This window comes from Streptomyces sp. NPDC001027 (assembly GCF_040299045.1).
In the GTDB taxonomy this organism is placed as follows: Bacteria; Actinomycetota; Actinomycetes; order Streptomycetales; family Streptomycetaceae; genus Streptomyces.
This window is the reverse complement of record NZ_JBEPBI010000089.1, coordinates 1-18731: the sequence shown is the minus strand read 5'-3', so window position 1 is coordinate 18731 and position 18731 is coordinate 1. Positions and strand designations below refer to the sequence as shown.

Here is an 18731-nt window from a genome sequence, read left to right as displayed (position 1 = left end):
ACCCGCCGCACACACCCCCATAGAAGGAGAAGATCGTGACCGCTCTGGAAGCAACGTCGTCCGGAGAGCAGGAGGGAGAGCTCAATCCCAAGCGCTGGATCGCGTTGACCGTGATCCTCGTGGCCGCGTTCATGGACATGCTCGACAGCACGATCCTGAACGTGGCGATCCCCTCCATCCGAACGGATCTCGACGCCGGCTACGCGGACATCCAGTGGGTCACCGCCGGCTACCAGCTCGCCTTCGCCCTGCTGCTGATCCTCGGCGGCCGGCTCGGCGACATCTACGGCCGCAAGCGGATCTTCCAGATCGGCGTGGCGGGCTTCACGCTCGCCTCGCTGGCCGCGGCCGTGTCGGTCGACCCGGGCATGCTGATCGTGTCCCGGCTGGCCCAGGGCGGCTTCGCCTCGATCATGGTGCCGCAGGTCCTGGCCATCATCCACGTCAGCTTCCCGCCGCAGGAGCGCGCCAAGGCGTTCGGCATGTTCGGCACGGTGGCCGGTCTCGCCGCGCTCACCGGTCTGAGCCTCGGCGGCCTGCTGGTCGAGTGGGACCTGTTCGGCCTGGAATGGCGACTGGTGTTCCTCATCAACATCCCCGTCGGCCTCTTCGGTCTGATCGTCGGACAAAAGAGCATCGTCGAGTCCAAGGCGCCCGTCGCGCTGCGGCTGGACATCGTCGGCGCGGTCCTCGCCGCCGTCACCCTGTTCCTGCTCGTCTTCCCGCTCATCCAGGGACGCGAACTGGGCTGGCCGGCCTGGGGCTTCGTCCTGCTGGCGCTGACGCCGGTGTCGCTGTTCGTGTTCATCCGCCAGCAGCAGGCCCGTACCCGCAAGGACGGTTCGCCGCTGGTCGCGCTCAACCTGTTCCGGCTGCGCAGCTTTTCCTCCGCGCTCAGCGTGCAACTGGCGTTCAACGTCGGCGTGGGCGTGTTCTTCCTGTCCTGGAGCCTGTACATGCAGGTCGGCCTGGGCTGGAGCCCGATCCGCGCCGGTCTGACCAGCCTGCCGTTCTGCATCACCACCTTCGTCACGTCGGCGCTGTCGTACGCCTTCCTCGCCGCGAAGATGGGGCGCAAGCTCCTGCAGCTCGGCGCGGTGCTGGTGCTGCTGGGCCTCGGCTCCTACATCTGGGTGGTCGAGCACTACGGCAGCGGCGCCACCAGCTGGAAGATGGCGCTCCCGCTGGCCCTCTTCGGACTCGGCTTCGGCATGGTCATGTCCCCGATCCCGGACATGGCCACCAGCGAGGCTCCGCGGCAGGACGCGGGCTCGGCCTCCGGCCTGGTCAACACCAACCAGCAGCTCGGGTTCGCCGTCGGCACGGCCCTGGTCAGCGTCATCTTCTTCGGCGCCCTCGGCGGCAACGCGGCCGACAACTCCCGGGAGGCGGCCCCGCAGCTGCGCAAGGACCTGGCAGCCGTGTCGGTCACCGGGCAGGGCGCCGACCGGGTCGTGGACTACTTCGTGCAGTGCACGAGCGACCAGGCGAAGGAGAAGGACTGGACCGTCCAGGCGCCGAGCTGCGCCAAGCCCCCGTCCGAGCTCACCGGCAACCCGAAGGTCGCCGCGGTGTTCGCCGACACGGGCAAGCACACCAACGCGCTCACCTTCGCCGACACCTTCGCCCACGCGCTGCGCTGGTTCATCGGCGGCATGGTCCTCACCCTGCTGCTGACGTTCCTGCTGCCCCGCAAGAACGCGGCGCACGGCGAGCAGAGCGCGGCCGGCGCGGAGCCCAAGGCCGTGGCGGAGAACGCCTGACGGCCGCGGACCGCGACGACGAACCGGGCCGCGGCCCGTGTGGCAGAGCGCCCCGCGGGCCGCGGCCTGCACGTTGTGCGGCTGCCCGCCCGCCCCCTCGTGCGCCCCGTGGTGCGCCCGGGGCGAAGCCTGCTGAAGCGGTCATCCGGCGATCATGAATTCTTCACCATGGGCCGGTGAGCACGGCACTACTGCGGCCCTCCTCCTCTCGGCGAGACTCCTGGTCAGACGCCGAAGCCGCGGAGCACACCGACCGGCAGGACGACGGCGCACCGCACGGTCACACCGACCGCGTCGCCCGACGCGGTTCACAGACGATCGAGGGGGAGACCATGTCCGCACAGCACCTTTCCGAGGACCTGTTCATCGAGGAGTACAACCCGGCCGGCCCGTGGGCCGCGCCTACCGACTCCTTCGTCTGCTGGGCCGAGTCGGCCGTGCCCGCCACCACGGACCACAGCGGGGTCTGACGGTGATCCGGTCGGCTTCGGGGAAGCCCCGCCTGGGCTTCAAGGAACACCTGACGGTCCAGATCGTCCCCGGGGAAGCGGTCTACCTGATGTCCGGGCGACGCGTCATCACGTTGCACGGCGCGGAGATCTGCCACCTCGCGGAACTGCTGGACGGCGTCAGGACGCGCGACGCCATCCTCGCGGAGGCGTCCGGACGACTGCCGGTCGAGCGAACGCTGCGGCTGCTCGACCGTCTCACCGAAGCCGACCTGCTGGCCGAACTGCCCGAGTCGCGGGCCGACGACGCCGCGGAGCGCGCGTACTGGGACGCCGCCGGACTCAGCGGCGGCGCCGTCCGCCCCGCGGCCACCGTGCACACCCTGGCGGTGGGGGGCGTCGGCCCCGAGACACTGCACACCGCCGCCGTGTCGGCCGGCCTGCGCACCGGGCCGGCCGCCGAGGCGGACCTGGTCCTGGTGGCCTGCGACGACTACCTCGACCCCCGGCTGCGCGAACTCGACCGGGAGTACCGGGAGGCCGGGCGCAGCTGGCTGCCGATCCAGCTGCACGGCACCGAGACCTGGATCGGCCCGTTCCTCGGCGTGCCGGACGGCCCGTGCTGGTCCTGCCTGGCCGAACGGCTGTGGCGCAGCCGCCCGGTCGAGGCCCGGCTCCAGCAGGGGCTCGGCCGCTCCGGCCCGCTGCCCCGCCGCCCCTGCGCGGTCCCGGCGAGCCTGCTCGCCGGGCTCCACCTGGCCGTGCTGGAGGCGGTCAAATGGCTGGCCGGCCTGCGCCACCCCGGCCAGGACGCGCTGTGGACCCTCAACGGACTGATGCTGACGGGCAGTCACCATCCGGTGAGCCGCCGCCCGCAGTGCCCGGACTGCGGCGATCCCACGCTGGTCGCCGCCAGGGTCGAGGCGCCCGTGGTGCTGACGTCCCGGCCCAAGGCGGACAGCGACGGCGGCGGACACCGGGCCCTCGGCCCGGAGGAGATGCTCCGGCGCTACGCCCGTCACGTGGACCCGCTCACCGGCCTCGTCCGGGAGATACGCCGCGACCCGCGCGGCCCGGCGTTCCTCAACGTGTTCCACGCCGGGCACAACCTGGCCCTGACCCACCACGACCCGCGCGGCTGGCGCACCGGGCTGCGCGCCACCAGCGCGGGCAAGGGCAGCACCCCGCTGCGGGCCAAGGTGAGCGCGCTCGCAGAGGTGCTGGAGCGGCACAGCGGCCACCTCCAGGGCGACGAGCCGATGCGGCGCGCACGGTACGACGCGCTCGGCGAGGAGGCCGTCCACCCCGACTCCGTCCAGCTCTTCGCCGCCGGCCAGTACACCGGCCGCGCCCGCTGGAACGCCGAGCACGGCGCGTTCCAGCAGGTCTGCGAGCCCTTCGACGAGGGCCGGGAGATCGAGTGGACCCCGGTGTGGTCGCTCACCGAGCAGCGCCGCCGGCTGCTGCCCACGGCCCTGCTCTACTTCGGCGCCTCCCGCCTCGCGGGCCGTCCGTACTGCCTCGCCACCTCCAACGGCGTGGCGGCGGGAGCGTCCTTGGAGGACGCGGTGCTCCAGGGGTTCCTGGAGCTCGTCGAGCGGGACGCCGTAGCCCTGTGGTGGTACAACCGGCTACGCCGGCCCGGGGTGGACCTCGGCTCCTTCGAGGACCCCTGGATCGCCGAACTGCGCACGGTCCACGCCGGTCTGCACCGCGAGGTGTGGGCCCTCGACCTCACCGCCGACCTCGGCATCCCCACGGTCGTCGCGCTGTCGCGCCGTACGGACAAGGCGGGGGAGGACATCACGCTCGGCTTCGGCGCGCACTTCGACCCCCGGATCGCGCTGCACCGCGCCCTGACCGAACTGAACCAGATGCTCCCCTACGTCGTGGACGCCCGCGCCGACGGCGCCGGATACGGAACCGACGACGCCGAGGCGCTGCGCTGGATGCGCACCGCCCGGGCCGACGAACTCCCGTATCTGCGGCCGGATCCGGAGCGTCCCGCGATGAACGCGGACACCCACCCGTACCGGCCCCGGGCCGATCTGCGGGAGGATGTCGCCGAGGCGGAGCGGATCGTCCGCGAGGCCGGACTGAACATGCTCGTGCTCGACCAGACCCGTCCCGACGTGGGGCTGCCGGTGGCCCGCGTCATCGTCCCCGGGCTCCGCCCCCACTGGGCCCGGTTCGCACCCGGCCGTCTCTTCGACGTGCCGGTGCGCAGCAAAGACCTGACCGAACCGACCCGCTACGAGGACCTCAACCCGGTCCCCCTGTTCCTGTGACCGTCCCCGTGATTCCCTCGCGATCGCGTCCGTCCCCCCACCTTGGATCAGCCGTGCACCTTGGCAGTCTCGCCCCCCAGTTGGTCAATCTGTGGTCCTTGAGGCCGGACATCGTTGTCGATCCGGACACCGATCCCGAGGACGCCCTCGTGCTGGAGACGCCCTGGGAGGATCTCCGGATCAAGGAGCCGAGCGCCGCCCTGCGCGAGGCCGTGCGCCGGATGCAGCTCGGCCCGTCGGCCATCCCCAACATCCTGGCCTCGGCGGCGGACTCGCCCGGCGGCTCGGAGAGGCTGCTGGAGGAACTCCGGCCGCTGCAGCACCTGGTGGTGCGCACCCTGGCCGTCGGCGCGGTGCCGCTGCTCTCCGTGGTGCCGATCTCCGGGCAGGCCCGGTTCACCCGGCTGAAGCCGCTGCTCGGCCGGGTCTGCAGGCTTTCGCGGTTCGCGGTGATCCGCTGTGCGCCGGGCGGTCTGTCCGTGGAGTCCTCGCTCGTCGAGCACAAGGTGGAGCTGCACCACCCGGGCGTCATGGGGATGCTGGGCCGGATAGACGGCGCGGCGGACGACTTCGACGCGCCGCACCTTCCCGTGGTGGAGGCGGTCCGCTCGTACCTGGTCGCCGCCGGGGTGCTGGTGGTGGCCGAGGGGCCCGCCGGGTACGGCCCGGGCGGCGCCGAGCCCACCTTCGCGGAGGACCGCGACCTCGCGCTCACCGGCTGGTCCCCGGACGAGCTGATGGTGCACTCCGGCAGCCGCCGGGAGCGCTTCGGCCGTCCGCGCGGAGCCGCGTTCGCGCAGGTCGGCCGGATGCCCCCGCCTCCGGTGGTCAAGCCGCAGACGGACCCGGACCCGGACCGCCCCGCGCACCGGATCGCGCTCGCCCGCCCCGTCCTCGACGGTCCGGCGGCCGCCGACCCGACCCTCACCGCGGTGCTGGAGCCCGGCGCCCGGCCGGTCGTCGAGGACGGCGAGCTGTCGCTGGACCGGCTCGGCGCCCTGCTGTACCGGTCGGCCCGGGTTCGCGCCCTGCTGCCGCCGGCCGACTTCGATCCGGCCGGCTACCCGACGAGCGAGCGCCCGTACGTCAGCGTCGACGACAGTTACGCGCTGGAGGTGTACGTCCTGGCCGACGAGGGGGCGTCCTGTCTGCCGCCGGGCGCGTACCACTACCGGCCGCTCGACCACTGCCTGGAGCGGATGGGCGGCGACCCCGGCGCCGCGGCCGACCTGGCGGGCACGGCGCGCGGCGGGGAGCCGGGCCCGGACGGGGAGCCGACCGTGCTCATCGCCATATCCGCCCGATTCGCCCGCGCCGCCTACAAGTTCAGCGGCACCGCGTACAGCAACGTCCTCAAGGACGTGGGAGCGCTCCAGCAGACGTTGACGCTGGTGGCGCGGGCCGTGGGGCTTCAGTCCCGCGTCCTGCCCGTCGGCGACGCGGACGCCTTCCAGCGGGCCGTCGGTCTGGACTGGCGGGTCGAGTCCAGCGTCGGCGACATGGTCATCTCGAGTCGTATACCGGCGAGTTGAGGGACTTGAGGGCGTGTCCTAAGACCGGTATGGTGCGCTTTCACCAGCTGGGACTCGGGGCGGGGGAGCGGTCGAGACGGCATGGAACCTATGGAACCCAACGATCTGCCGGCCGATGAGGCCGAAGCGACGGCAGCGCACCTCGCACCCAGGATCGCGGCGGGCATCACCACGGTCGTCCTGCTGGCCTTCGGCTTCGTGGCGGTCACCTATCTGACGGCCGCGCCGCACTCGGCGGCCCGGCTGGCCGAGGCGCTGGGGCTGCTCGCGCTGGTGCTGGCGCTGCAGTTCTTCATCTCCTTCCCGCGGCTGCTGCCCAGGGTGGCGCCCCGGTCGGCGGCACGGCTCGGCCGGCACCGGTGGTTCCTGCTGCTTCTGCAGGCGCTGCTGACCTATGCGCCCTTCCTGCAGTTCGGCCTGGCCTGGCTGCCGTTGCCCGGGCTGCTGGCGGGGTCGGCGCTGCTGGTGCTGCGCGACACACGACAGGGGTGGACGGCGTTCGGCCTGGTCGTCCTGAGCACGGACCTGCTGCAGTTCGGCATCGGGCTCGGCTGGCGGAACGTCTCCTACACCACCGTGTCGACGATCCTGACCGGGCTGGTGGTGTTCGGTCTGTCCCGGCTCACCGACCTGGTCTCCGAGGTGCACCGCTCCCGCGCCGAGCTGGCGCAGTTCGCGGTCACCCAGGAGCGGCTGCGCTTCGCCCGGGACCTGCACGACCTGCTCGGCTACAGCCTGTCCACGATCACCCTCAAGTGCGAGCTCGCCTACCGGCTCACGCCGGTCACCGCCGACCAGGCCCGGCAGGAGATCTCCGAGGTCCTCGACATCTCCCGGCAGGCGCTGGCCGACGTCCGCGCGGTCGCCCACGGGTACCGGGAGATGTCCCTGTGCGACGAGGTGCGGGCCGCGCAGGCCATGCTCTCCATGCTCGGCGTGCAGGCGAAGGTGAACGTGGCGTCCGACTCGCTGTCGACCGAGGTGGACACCGTGCTGGCCACGGTGTTCCGCGAGGGGCTGACCAACATCCTGCGCCACAGCGAGGTCAGGCGGTGCGAGATCGAGACCGGCCGCCGGGCCGGCGCGGTCTGGTTCCGGCTGGCCAACGACGGTGTGGTGCGCGCCGGGTCGGTGCAGGGCGCGGAGCAGGGGGGCGGCAGCGGCATCAAGAACCTGACGTTCCGCGTGGAACGCCTCGGCGGACGCCTCACGGCCGGCGTCGACGACCACGGCTGGTTCGAACTCCGTCTGGAGATGCCGCTGGGCGAGGTCCCGGCGCCGGCCCGGACGCCCGTGCCGTCCTGACGGCGGACGACGCGGGGCGGGACGTCACGGGGGCGGGGCCCTGCGGAGACGGACCCCTACGGCGAGGGCGCGCGCCCTACGCGGCGGGAGGCGCGAGGCGGGTCACAGCCAGCCTGATTCGCGGGCGATCCTGATGGCGTCCACCCGGTTGCGGGCGCCCAGCTTGGTGACCGCGGTGGTCAGGTAGTTGCGCACGGTGCCGGTGGCGAGGTGGAGCTTCCTGGCTATCTGGGCCGCCTCCTCGCCCTGGGCCGCCAGCCTCAGCACCTCGACCTCGCGGGAGGTGAGCGCGCCCGGCTCGGTCTCCAGCGCGGCGAGGGCGAGCGTCGCGTCGAACGCGCGCTCGCCCCTGGCGATGGCCCGGATCGCGGCGGTCAGACGCTCCGGCTCGGCGTCCTTGGGCAGGAAGCCCTGGGCGTGGGCCGCGACCGCCCGGCGCAGATGGCCCGGCTGCCCCAGACCGGTGAGGATCAGCGTCCGGCACTCCGGGAGCGTGGTGTACAGCGCGGACGCCACGCTGATGCCGTCCGTGCCGGGCAGGTCGATGTCCAGCACCGCGACGTCGGGCCGGCACTCCAGTGCGCGTGCCACGACCTCCGAACCGTTCGACAGCTCCGCGACGACCTCTATGTCCCCTTCGAGGCTCAGCAGGGAGACGAGTGCCCTGCGCAGCATATGGAGATCCTCAGCCAGCAAGACTCTGATCACGTGGTCATTCAAGCATCGCAATCTGGCCGTGTACGCAAGTTTCCTCAGATGGCTTGTTCGATTAGTGCCGTGCTGTAGTTCGCCGCTGCCCGGGTGATGTCGTAGCGCAGGGCCACATGACTCGTCGCCGTCGTGACGTCACGCCAGACGCGTTGCAGCTCACCCGAGTCGCTGAGCCCCGCCGTGCCCGCCACGCGCACCAGCGCCGTGACGGCCTCGGCCGCCTGTTCGCCGGCGAACGAGGCATTCCGCTGATTGCGTGCCAAAAAGGTTGGCGTGAAAGTGCGGTCGTCGATCACGGCGGCGTTCTGCTCGACCAGATGACGCGCCGAGTCGATCCGCGCCGTCGCCCGGACCAGCTCGATCTGGACCGCCTCGGTGAGCCGCTTGCCCTTCAGCACGCGGACGGCGGCCGTCAGCGCGCCCTGCGCGGCGCCCACGGCGGGGGCCGCGAAGGTGGTGGCGCCGATCGCCTGGAAGGGGATGTTGTGCGCGGGCAGCGGGGACCAGCTGTTGACGCCGGTCTCCATCTCCGCCCGGGCGAAGGACAGATGGCCCGGCACGAACACGTCGTCGACCACCACGGTGTGACTGCCGGTGGCCCGCATGCCGACGCAGTCCCAGGACTGCACCACGCCGAAGGTCCCGCGGGGCAGCGCGAAGAAGCGCGGCCCCGCGTCCTCCTCGGACACGTTCGCGCACAGCAGCACCCAGTCCGCGAAGTCGACGCCGCTGATGTACTGCCAGCGGCCGGAGAGGCGGTAGCCGTTCTCGGCGGGCTCCGCCGTGCCCGCCGGCACCAGGCCGGTGGCGATGAGGACGTCGGCGCCCGAGCCCCACAGCTTCTCGTGCCCCTGCTCGGGCAGGTGCGCCGCGTAGCGGGAGGACGCGGCGAGCAGGGCGACGCACCAGCCGGTGGCGGCGCACGACGCCGACACCCGCAGCACGCCCTGCACGAAGTCGGCGACGGTCCCCTCGCTCCCGCCGAAGCGCGCGGAGACGAAGTGCCGCGCGAATCCGCTCGCGCGCAGGGCGGTGACGACGTCCGCGGACAGTCGTCCGGTGGCGTCGGCGGCCGCGGCGTGCCCGGCCGACAGGCCGGCCAGCTCGCCGGCCGCCGCCGGCAGGTCGCGGGTGGAGAGGGTGGCGACGGTCATGGAGTGGCTCCTCGGATGTGGGCGCGCGGGTGTCAGCCGACCGTCTCGAACCGGATGTCGTGGCGCCCGGTCCCGGAGGCGGCGAAGCTCAGCAGCCGCTCCCCCTCCTCGGTCAGTTCGGCGACGTCCCGGCGTGCCAGGGGGACGAAGGGCTCGACGACCAGGGTCGCGGCGTCCTTGGCGCGGTCGATCCGCCACAGGCCCCGCACGAAGCCGTCGATCAGAAAGGTGGCGCGGATGATGCCGTTGTTGGTGAAGACCCTCGTACGGTGCTCCGCCGCCATGATCCGTTCCCGGTCGGCGTGTGAGAGCAGGATGTTGTCGAACTCGGGCAGATACCGGGCGGGCAGCTCCTCGGACGGGTCCGGCAGCGCAGTCCCTGCCAGGTCGTACAGCACGGTCCCGGTCTCGTCCCGGTAGGTGCGCAGCGCCGGGCCGAGCCGGGTGAACGCCTCCTTCAGCCGGGTCAGACCGGACCACTTCTGCATGTCCTTGACGCTCGCCGGGCCGAACGCGGCCAGGTAGCGCCGTACATAGGCGTCGAGGGAGGCGTCCGGATCGAGTCCGCGGCCCAGCCAGCGCTCGACGGTGGTGTGCGCGGCCTGGCCGCTGTGGCCCCAGAGCCCGCGCGGCGGGACCTGGACCAGCGGCACCAGGTTGCGCACGGTCTGCGCCAGCGCGTTCGCGTCGTGCCCCGGCAGGCGTTGTGCCATCAGTGCGCCCAGCTCGGCGAAGGTGAGCGTGCGCTCCTGGGCCAGCTCCGCGCCCAGCTTGGCGATCTCGTCGGTGTCCAGGCCCGCGACCTGCCGGCCGAACTGCCCCTTGACCGTGCGGGCCAGCATCTCGGCCAGCAGCGGACGCAGGGCGAGGCAGTCCTCGGCGGTGACGAGGTGGATGGTGGAGCGCATCAGGGCGATGCGCACCACCTTCCGCTCCCGGACCAGGACCGCCAGGTCCTCGACCGCGAAGTCCTCGAGCCGGGTCCACAGCCCGATGTACGGCGGGTTGGGGGCCTGGGCCTGCAGCCCGGCCAGATGGGCGACGGCCTGCGCGGGCGTCAGCGCGGACCGCCGGGCGAGCAGCTGGCGGTGGATCAACGCGCGGTTGAGCGCCCTCACGCTCAGGACCGGGCCTGCGGCGGTGCTCATGGTCAGGACAACCTCACCAGCGCGGTGCCGGAGAGCCGGCCCTTCAACAGATCGATCATGGCCTGCGGCAGCGCGGCGACCCCGCCCTCCACCACGGTGTGCGGGAAGGAGATCCGGCCCTCGGCGAGCCACGCGCCGAACAGCGCGTTCCAGTCCTCGATCTGCTGCGGGGTGTGCAGCGTGGCGAAGCCCTGGAAAGACAGCTCGCGCGGGATGAGGCTCTGCAGGTCCAGCCGCGGCCGGGCGTCCTCGCCGTGCTGTGCGGCCAGCGACCCGCAGAGCGCGAAGCGGGCCCCGGGGGCGGCCGCCTGTACCGCGGCCTCGAACTGCTCGCCGCCGACGTTGTCGAAGAAGACCGTGATCCCGTCCGGGGCCAGCTCGCGCAGCCGGTCGGCGACGGGGCCGTCGTGGTAGTCGAACGCCGCGTCGTAGCCGGCCTCCCGGGTCAGGAAGTCGATCTTCTGCGGGGATCCGGTGCTGCCGATGACCTTGACCGCGCCGAGCGCCTTGGCGATGTGGGCGGCGAGGCATCCGACGCCGGAGGTGGCGCCGGAGACGAACACCACGTCGCCCTCGCGCACCTTGGCGATCTCCGCGAGCCCGCGCCAGGCCGTGGGCCCGTTGGAGAGGAAGTACTCGCTGCCGGGCAGCTGTTCGGGGTCGCGCTTGAAGAACTGCCCGGCGTAGCCCACGACATGGTCGCGCCAGCCGCTGAAGTGCTCGACCAGGTCGCCCACCGCCAGGTCGGGGCTGGCGGACTTCACCACGGTGCCGACCGTACGGCCCCACATGGCCTGGCCCAGCTGGAACACCGGGATCGGGATGTCCAGCGAGGACTGCATCTGGTCGCGGTAGACCGTGCCGAGGGACATCCAGTCGTTGCGGACCACCACCTGACCCGGCTCCGGCTCGGCCAGCTCCGTCACGGCGACCTCGAAGTGGTCGAGGGAGAGCTCGCCGTCCGGGTAGGAGACGAGCCGCACCTCCTGGCTCTTCGTCGGCGTCCCGTCGGACATGTCGTCAGCTCCTTGTGCGAGGGATCGAAGGGTCGTGCTGTGCCGAGGGTGCGGGGGAGGTCTCGAAGGGAGGTCGCGCCCGGCTGGAGCGTCCGAGGCCCCGCGGACCGCCCACCGCCATGATCGACGGCGCACGGCTTCGGCGCCGGCGTTTCACCGGCGCTCCAGCCGCTCTGGAGCGGCGGGGTGCACGGTGCGGTTCCCGCGAACCACCGGACCGTCGAAAGGGGTGCACCGTGGCGCAGACGCTGCAGCACACCGGCCAGCACACCGAGCAGCACGCCGATCTCTCCGGGGAGATCGCCGCCTTCTACGCCCACCAGATGCCGCTGCTGGAGGGGCGTGACTTCGAGGCCTTCGTGCAGACCTTCACCGAGGACTGCTTCTTCGGCTACGAGGGCGCCTGGCAGCTGCGCAGCCGCCCGGCGCTGCTGGAGGGCGTGCGCGCGAACCTCGCCCGCTACGGGACCAGCACCATCCGGCACTGGTTCGAGAACCGTCGGGCCGAGCCGCAGCCGGACGGCTCGACCCGGGTCACCGCCACCTGTCTGGTCAGCGTCACCGACGAGAACGGCGACGTCGTCTTCGAGCCGAGCTGCGTCGTCATGGACGAGCTGGTGCGCACCGGGGAGGGGCTGCGCGTCATGTCCCGGGTGATCCGCCACGACGTGCCCGACCCGGGCCGCTACTACGCCCGGCTCGCGGCCCAGCACGGCTGACCCGAGCCCCGACGACCGGCACGATTGGAGCAGAGAGAGCCATGACCACTCCCGCACTTCCCTCCCTCGAAGCCCGGGTGAAGCTGTACCGGATCGGCATGGGCTTCGCGGCCCTGCAGTTCGTCCAGGCCGCCGTCGACCTGAAGGTGGCCGACGCGCTGGACGACGAGCCGCTCGGCGCCGAGGAGCTGGCGAAGGCCGTCGACGCGGACCCGGACGCGCTCGGCCGGCTGCTGCGCGCGCTGTCCTGCCACGGGTTCTTCGAGGCGCTCGAGGACGGCCGGTTCCGGCACACCGAGCTGTCGCGGATGATCCGTCAGGACTCCACGTGGGGCGCCCCCGACGTCATCCGCTTCGGGTGGCTGCACGTGCCGGTATCGGTGCTGCACCACACCGCGGAGGCGGTGCGCACGGGTGAGGCGGCCTTCCCCAAGGTCTTCGGCACCCAGGCGCAGAGCTACTTCGTCAACGACGACCCCGAGGCCGGCGCGATCTTCAACCGGGCGATGACCGCCAACACCATCCTGCTCAACAACGCCCCCGCCCTGGTGGCGGCGCTCGCCCCGCGTCCCGGCGAGACGGTCATGGACGTGGGCGGCGGCCAGGGACAGCTGCTGCTGCAGCTGATGGAGGCGTACCCCGACATCCACGGGGTGCTGCTCGAACTGGAGCAGGTGCTGCCGGGCGTCGACGAGCGGCTGCGGGCGGGCGGCGCGCTGGCCGCCCGCGCCGAGCTGCTCGCCGGGGACTGCCGCGAGTCCGTGCCCGGCGGTGCGGACACCTATCTGTACAAGCACATGATGTACATGTGGGACGACGACACGGTCGTCGCGATCCTGCGCAACACGGCGCGGGCCGCGGCCTCCGGCGCCCGGGTGGTCGTCGTCGACATGCTGCTGGGCGGCGACAGCCCGTTCGAGGAGATCTGCACCGCCGTCGACCTGCTGATGGTGCTCATGGGCGGCGGGAAGCGGCGCAGCGTCGACCAGTTCGCGGCGCTGTTCGAGCAGGCCGGCCTCGACTACCAGGGGGCGCGGAGCATCGAGGGCGACCAGTCGGTCCTGCTGACCGCGCTCGTCCCGTAGGAGCGCCCGACGCCGGGACGCCGGGACGCCGGGGAGCCGGAGTCGCCGGGGTCCGCGGGCCGTTCCGGATCCGCGCAACGGCCGGATCGCAGCGGAGCAACAGGGGTGGGAACGCCATGGGCGTCCCGCCCCTGACGCATGCCGGGGCCCGGGGGCCGCTTGAGGCGGGGTCCGCCGTGACACGAGCGGGCTGGCCGACCGTGGCGTGAACGGACCCCTGCCACCATCCGCAGACTTTCGGGAGACAGCCATGCCGCACCTGCTGCACATCGACTCCTCCGCCATGTCCCGGGGCTCGGTCTCCCGGGAACTGGCCAAGACCTTCCGCCGGGCGTGGCAGAAGGAGAACCCGGACGGCGTCGTCACCTACCGGGACCTGGGCGCCGTTCCCGTGCCGCCGCTGACCGAGGCGGGCGTCACCGCGGGGTTCGTCCCGGCGGCCGCGCACGACGGTCACCAGCGCGCCGCCATGCTGCTGCGCGACGAGCTCGTCGAGGAGCTGCTGGCCGCCGACACGCTGCTGGTGAGCACCCCGATGTACAACTGGTCGATCCCCTCCACGCTCAAGGCGTGGCTCGACCAGGTGCTGGTCAACGACCGCACGATCACCTTCGACGGCAGCCCCGGCCCGCTGGCCGGCCGTCCCGCGACCGTCGTCGCCAGCTACGGCGGCGGCTACAGCCCGGGCGCTCCCATGGAGAAGGCCAACCACTGCGGCCCGTACCTGCAGACCGTGTTCGGCACCGGTCTCGGCCTGGACGTCGAGATCATCGCCGCGCAGCTCTCGCTGGCCCCCCGGGTGCCCGCGATGGCCGCGCTCGTGCCGCTCGCCGAGCAGTCCTTGGCGCAGGCGCACCAGGCGGCCGAGAAGCGCGCCCGCGACGTGTCCGCCGTGCTGGTGCGGTGATTGTCGAGTCAGTCACGAGCCAGACGCCGCATTCTCGTACAAACCAACCTGCATTGATCCAGGAGGCCATCGGTGTCCCGTCGCGCTGTGATCACCGGGCTCGGCGTCATTTCGCCAGGTGCCATAGGTGTCAAGGAATATTGGAGCCTACTTGCCGAGGGCAGGACGGCGACCAGGGCGATCTCCCACTTCGATCCCTCGGCCTTCCGCTCCCGCATCGCGGGCGAGGTCGACTTCCACCCGCTGAAGTCGGGGCTCACCCCGCAGGACGTGCGCCGCCTCGACCGGGCCGCGCAGTTCGCCGTCGTCGCCGGCCGGGAAGCCGTCGCGGACGCGGGCCTGCAGTTCGACGTCATGGACCCCACCCGGGTCGGCGTCGCCCTCGGCTCCGCCGTCGGCTGCACCACGAGTCTGGAGCGTGAGTTCACCATCGGCAGCGACGGCGGCCGGCTCTGGGAGGTCGACCAGGGCTACACCGTCCCGCATCTGTACGACTACGTGAACCCCAGCTCGATGGCTGCCGAACTCGCCACGCAGACCGGCGCGGAGGGACCGGTCACGCTGGTCTCCACCGGCTGCACCTCGGGCATCGACTCGGTGGGCTACGCGGCCCGGCTGATCGAGGAGGGCAGCGCCGACGTCGTCGTCAGCGGAGGCACGGAGGCCCCGCTGTCGCCGATCACGGTGGTCTGCTTCGACGTGCTCCGCGCGAGCTCCACCCGCAACGACGACCCCGAGCACGCCTGCCGTCCCTTCGACAAGACCCGCGACGGCCTGGTGCTGGCCGAGGGCTGTGCGATCGTCGTCGTCGAGGAGCTCGAGCACGCACGGGCCCGCGGCGCGCAGATCTACGGCGAGGTCGCCGGGTACGCCTCGCGCTGCAACGCGTACCACATGACCGGTCTCGAGTCCGAGGGCAAGGACATGGCCTCGGCCATCGAGGTCGCGATGGACGAGGCGCGGATCCTGCCCCCGCACATCGACTACATCAACGCGCACGGCTCGGGCACCAAGCAGAACGACCTGCACGAGACGGGCGCCTTCAAGCGCAGCCTCGGCGAGGACGCCTTCACCACGCCGATCAGCGGCTTCAAGTCGATGATCGGTCACTCGCTGGGCGCGATCGGCTCGCTGGAGATCGCCGGCTGCCTGATCGCCATGCGCGAGGGACTGATCCCGCCGACGGCCAACCTCAACGAGCCCGACCCGCTGTGCGACCTGGACTACGTGCCCAACGTGGCCCGCGAGAAGCGGCTCAACACCGTGCTGACCGTCGGCAGCGGCTTCGGCGGCTTCCAGAGCGCGATGATCCTGCGAAACGTACGAGGAGCGAAGCGATGACCAGGCGAGCAGTGGTGACCGGAATCGGCATCGCGGCGCCCAACGGGCTGGGTCCGACGTCGTACTGGCGGGCGCTGATGGCCGGCCAGTCCGGCATCCGGCGGGTGACCAAGTTCGACATCTCGAAGTACCGCTGCAAACTCGGCGGCGAGATACCCGACTTCGTGCCCGACCGGCATCTGCAGGACCGGATCCTGCCGCAGTCCGACCACATCACCCGGCTGTCGCTGGTGGCCACCGACTGGGCGCTGCGCCAGGCCGGGGTGCGGGGCGGCGACGTCCCCACCGACGAGATGGGCGTGGTCACCGCGGCCTCCGGCGGCGGCTACGAGTTCGGCCAGCGCGAGCTGGCCAAGCTGCACCACCAGGGCCCGGAGTACGTCAGCGCCTACCAGTCGTTCGCCTGGTTCTACGCGGTCAACACGGGCCAGATATCCATCCGGCACAAGATGCACGGGCCGGGCGCCGTGGTGATCAGCGAGCAGGCCGGCGGGATCGACGCGATCGGCCACGCCCGGCGGCAGCTGCGGGACGGCGCCAACCTGATGCTCACCGGCGGCATCGACAGCACGCTGTGCCCGTGGGCCTGGGTCGCCCACCAGGCCACCGGCCGGATCAGCCGCAGCTCCGACCCGCAGCGGGCCTATCTGCCCTTCGACGAGCGCGCCGGCGGGTACGTCCCCGGCGAGGGCGGCGCGATCATGGTGCTGGAGACTCCGGAGAGCGCGAAGAAACGGATCGGCACCACCGTCTTCGGCGAGATCGCCGGCTACGCCTCCACCTTCGACCCGGGCACCCCCGGCCGCCCGCCGGGCCTGCAGCGGGCCATCGAGATGGCGCTGGGCGACGCCGGCATGGACGCCTCGGACATCGACGTCGTCTTCGCCGACGCGGTGGGCGAGGCCGAACTGGACCAGGTCGAGGCGGAGGCCCTCAAGGAGGTCTTCGGGCCGCACGGCGTCCCCGTCGCCGCACCGAAGACCATGACCGGACGGCTCTTCGCCGGCGGCGCCTCCCTCGACGTCGCCACGGCGCTGCTGTCGATGTTCTGGAGCGCCATCCCGCCCGCCGTCGGCGTCCGGGAGGCCGTGCCCGAGTACGAGATGGACCTCGTGGTCGGCGAGCCGCGGCAGGGCCCGGTCCGGTCGGCGCTGATCGTCGCCCGCGGGCACGGCGGCTTCAACTCGGCGATGGTGGTGCGCCAGCTCCGCTGAGCGGCAGCAGCCGTCCGTCATCGTCATCGACATGTCGCAACGAAAGGGCATTCATGCTGACGTCAGTCGCCGAGTCGGCCGGGAGCGCGATACTCCCGGACGACCTCGAGGAGGCCGTCCAACGCAACGACCTGCGGACCCGCACCGAGGAGCTCGCCCGGCTCAAGGCGGTCATCCGCGAGGGACCGAGCGTCGAGGCGACCGCAGCCCAGCGCGCCAAGGGCAAACTCACCGTCAGGGAGCGCATCGAGCTGCTCTTCGACGAGGGGACGTTCGTCGAGATCGAGGCGTTCCGCAAGCACCGGGCGACCGCCTTCGGACTGGCGAACAAGCGCCCCCACACCGACGGGGTCGTCGTCGGCTGGGGGCTGGTCCACGGACAGAAGGTCTTCGCCTACGCGCACGACTTCCGTATGTTCGGCGGCGCCCTGGGCGAGGCCCACGCCGCGAAGATCCACAAGCTGATGGACATGGCCCTCGCCGCCGGCGCCCCGCTGGTCAGCCTGTGCGACGGGGCGGGGGCCCGGATCCAGGAGGGCGTCACGGCGCTCGCCGGCTACGGCGGGATCTTCCGCCGCAACGCCCAGGCGTCCGGCGTCATCCCGCAGATCAGCGTGATCCTCGGACCGTGCGCGGGCGGGGCGGCCTACTCGCCCGCGCTGACCGACTTCGTGTTCATGGTCCGGGACGTGGCCCAGATGTTCATCACCGGCCCGGACGTGGTCCAGGCGGTCACCGGCGAGCACATCAGCATGAACGGCCTCGGCGGCGCCGACGTCCACGCCGGAGTCTCGGGCGTCTCCTCGTTCGTCTACGACGACGAGTACGCCTGCATCGCCGACGTCCGGTACCTGCTGTCGCTGCTCCCCGCCAACAACCGGGCGCTGCCCCCGGTCGTCCCCTGCACGGACCCGGTGGACCGCAGGAACGACGCCCTCCTCGACCTCGTCCCGTCGTCGGCCAACCAGGCCTACGACATCCTGAAGGTGATCGAGGAGATCGTCGACGACGGCGAGTACTTCGAGATCCAGCCGAACTGGGCGGGCAACATCGTCTGCGCGCTGGCCCGGATGGGCGGCCGGCTGGTCGGCGTGGTCGCCAACCAGCCCCTGGTCTCGGCGGGCACCCTGGACATCGACGCCTCCGACAAGGGCGCACGCTTCGTCCAGATGTGCGACTCCTTCAACATCCCCCTGGTCACCCTGGTCGACGTGCCCGGCTTCCTGCCGGGCCGTGAGCAGGAACACCAGGGGATCATCAGGCACGGGGCGAAGCTGCTCTACGCCTACTGCGTCGCCACCGTCCCGCGCATCCAGCTGATCCTGCGCAAGGCGTACGGCGGCGCCTGGATCGTCATGGACTCGCGGTCCATCGGAACCGACCTGTCCCTGGCCTGGCCCACCAACGAGATCGCGGTGATGGGGGCCGAGGGCGCGGCGAACGTCATCTTCCGCCGGGAGATCGCGGCGTCGGGCGATCCGCAGGAGACCCGGGAGCAGTGCATCCGGTCCTACCAGGAGGAGTTGATGCACCCCTACTACGCGGCCGAGCACGGGCTGGTCGACGACGTCATCGACCCCGCGCACACCCGTGAGACCCTCGTCCGGGCGCTGGAGATGCTGGAGGGCAAGCGTGCCTCCCTGGCGCCGCGCAAACACGGCAACCCCCCGATGTAGCCATGACCGGGGACCCGTTGTTCACGATTCGCTCCGGGCGGCCGACCGAGCAGGAGATCGCCGCCCTCACCGTCGCGCTGCTGACCCGCCTGCACCGGTCCGCCGCGGATCCGTCCGCGGTCGCCGACTGGGCACAGCGCACCCCCGACGTGCCGGCCGTGGCCGGTCTGGCGGAGTGGCCCGGCCCGGACCGGCCCGCGACGACCGTGTGGGGGCGCCGCTCCGGATCGGCCGCCCGGGCGTCCGGGAGCGGCTGGGGGAACCCGTCCGCCGCGGACGCGCCGCCCGAGACCGGCTGGGGGAGCGCCTTCGGCCCGCAGGCGCCCGGACCGGAGCAGCCCGGGACGGCGGGATGGCCGGAGCTGCCCTGACGTCCGGGGCCGCCCGAGAGGCTGCGCGTGGGGGGTGTGACGCGATCGCGAC

The 18731-nt window shown here is 72.1% G+C and carries 16 protein-coding genes; 12 read left to right on the top strand and 4 right to left on the bottom strand.

What is annotated here, in order from left to right; translation table 11 throughout:
* The first annotated feature begins 35 nt into the window (after nt 1–35).
* The 5 genes from ABT300_RS23630 to ABT300_RS23610 all read left to right on the top strand — a co-directional run bounded on the left by ABT300_RS23630 (nt 36) and on the right by ABT300_RS23610 (nt 7337).
* Nucleotides 36–1763 (top strand): MFS transporter, encoded by a 1728-nt coding sequence (locus ABT300_RS23630; protein WP_351679013.1) that lies wholly within the window; start codon nt 36–38, stop codon nt 1761–1763.
* Between the two features lie 176 nt (nt 1764–1939).
* Entirely contained in the window at nt 1940–2233 is a 294-nt protein-coding gene (locus ABT300_RS23625; RefSeq protein ID WP_351679010.1) for a hypothetical protein, read from the top strand.
* A gap of 2 nt (nt 2234–2235) precedes the next feature.
* On the top strand, nt 2236–4500 hold the full coding sequence (locus tag ABT300_RS23620) for a TOMM precursor leader peptide-binding protein (protein WP_351679007.1): 2265 nt from the start codon (nt 2236–2238) through the stop codon (nt 4498–4500).
* 53 nt (nt 4501–4553) lie between these two features.
* Nucleotides 4554–6032 (top strand): SagB family peptide dehydrogenase, encoded by a 1479-nt coding sequence (locus ABT300_RS23615; RefSeq protein ID WP_351679004.1) that lies wholly within the window; start codon nt 4554–4556, stop codon nt 6030–6032.
* Between the two features lie 90 nt (nt 6033–6122).
* Nucleotides 6123–7337: a sensor histidine kinase gene (locus tag ABT300_RS23610; protein ID WP_351679001.1), complete on the top strand. Its 1215-nt coding sequence runs from the start codon at nt 6123–6125 to the stop codon at nt 7335–7337.
* Between the two features lie 102 nt (nt 7338–7439).
* Here ABT300_RS23610 and ABT300_RS23605 read toward each other — a convergent pair whose 3' ends face one another.
* From ABT300_RS23605 to ABT300_RS23590, 4 genes are read right to left on the bottom strand one after another with little or no spacing between them, the layout of a single operon-like run.
* On the bottom strand, nt 7440–8045 hold the full coding sequence (locus ABT300_RS23605) for a response regulator transcription factor (RefSeq protein ID WP_057577775.1): 606 nt from the start codon (nt 8043–8045) through the stop codon (nt 7440–7442).
* Between the two features lie 44 nt (nt 8046–8089).
* Nucleotides 8090–9202 carry an acyl-CoA dehydrogenase family protein gene (locus ABT300_RS23600; RefSeq protein ID WP_351678998.1) on the bottom strand — a complete coding sequence of 371 codons (1113 nt, stop codon included), beginning with the start codon at nt 9200–9202 and terminating at the stop codon, nt 8090–8092.
* A 32-nt stretch (nt 9203–9234) separates the two neighbouring features.
* The gene (locus ABT300_RS23595; RefSeq protein WP_351678995.1) at nt 9235–10350 is read right to left on the bottom strand and encodes a winged helix DNA-binding domain-containing protein; all 1116 of its coding nucleotides are present in this window, start codon (nt 10348–10350) and stop codon (nt 9235–9237) included.
* A 2-nt stretch (nt 10351–10352) separates the two neighbouring features.
* The gene (locus ABT300_RS23590; protein ID WP_351678993.1) at nt 10353–11366 is read right to left on the bottom strand and encodes a zinc-binding dehydrogenase; all 1014 of its coding nucleotides are present in this window, start codon (nt 11364–11366) and stop codon (nt 10353–10355) included.
* Nucleotides 11367–11602: 236 nt separating this feature from the next.
* On the opposite strand from ABT300_RS23590, the gene ABT300_RS23585 reads away from it, so the two are divergent.
* From ABT300_RS23585 to ABT300_RS23555, 7 genes are all read left to right on the top strand, one after another.
* Entirely contained in the window at nt 11603–12085 is a 483-nt protein-coding gene (locus ABT300_RS23585; RefSeq protein ID WP_351678990.1) for a nuclear transport factor 2 family protein, read from the top strand.
* A 41-nt stretch (nt 12086–12126) separates the two neighbouring features.
* Complete coding sequence (locus tag ABT300_RS23580) at nt 12127–13170, top strand: methyltransferase (protein WP_351678987.1); 1044 nt, start codon at nt 12127–12129, stop codon at nt 13168–13170.
* 250 nt (nt 13171–13420) lie between these two features.
* On the top strand, nt 13421–14077 hold the full coding sequence (locus ABT300_RS23575; protein WP_351678985.1) for an FMN-dependent NADH-azoreductase: 657 nt from the start codon (nt 13421–13423) through the stop codon (nt 14075–14077).
* A gap of 72 nt (nt 14078–14149) precedes the next feature.
* Nucleotides 14150–15418, top strand: coding sequence for a beta-ketoacyl-[acyl-carrier-protein] synthase family protein (locus tag ABT300_RS23570; protein WP_351678982.1), 1269 nt, complete (start codon nt 14150–14152; stop codon nt 15416–15418).
* Nucleotides 15415–16632, top strand: a complete 1218-nt coding sequence (locus ABT300_RS23565; RefSeq protein ID WP_351678980.1) for a ketosynthase chain-length factor — start codon at nt 15415–15417, stop codon at nt 16630–16632. Before ABT300_RS23570 ends, ABT300_RS23565 begins: the two co-directional genes overlap by 4 nt.
* Before the next feature lie 53 nt (nt 16633–16685).
* A complete protein-coding gene (locus ABT300_RS23560; protein ID WP_351678977.1) occupies nt 16686–18308 on the top strand; it encodes an acyl-CoA carboxylase subunit beta in 1623 nt (540 codons plus the stop codon).
* Nucleotides 18309–18310: 2 nt separating this feature from the next.
* On the top strand, nt 18311–18679 hold the full coding sequence (locus tag ABT300_RS23555) for an acyl-CoA carboxylase epsilon subunit (RefSeq protein ID WP_351678974.1): 369 nt from the start codon (nt 18311–18313) through the stop codon (nt 18677–18679).
* The last annotated feature ends 52 nt before the right edge of the window (nt 18680–18731 follow it).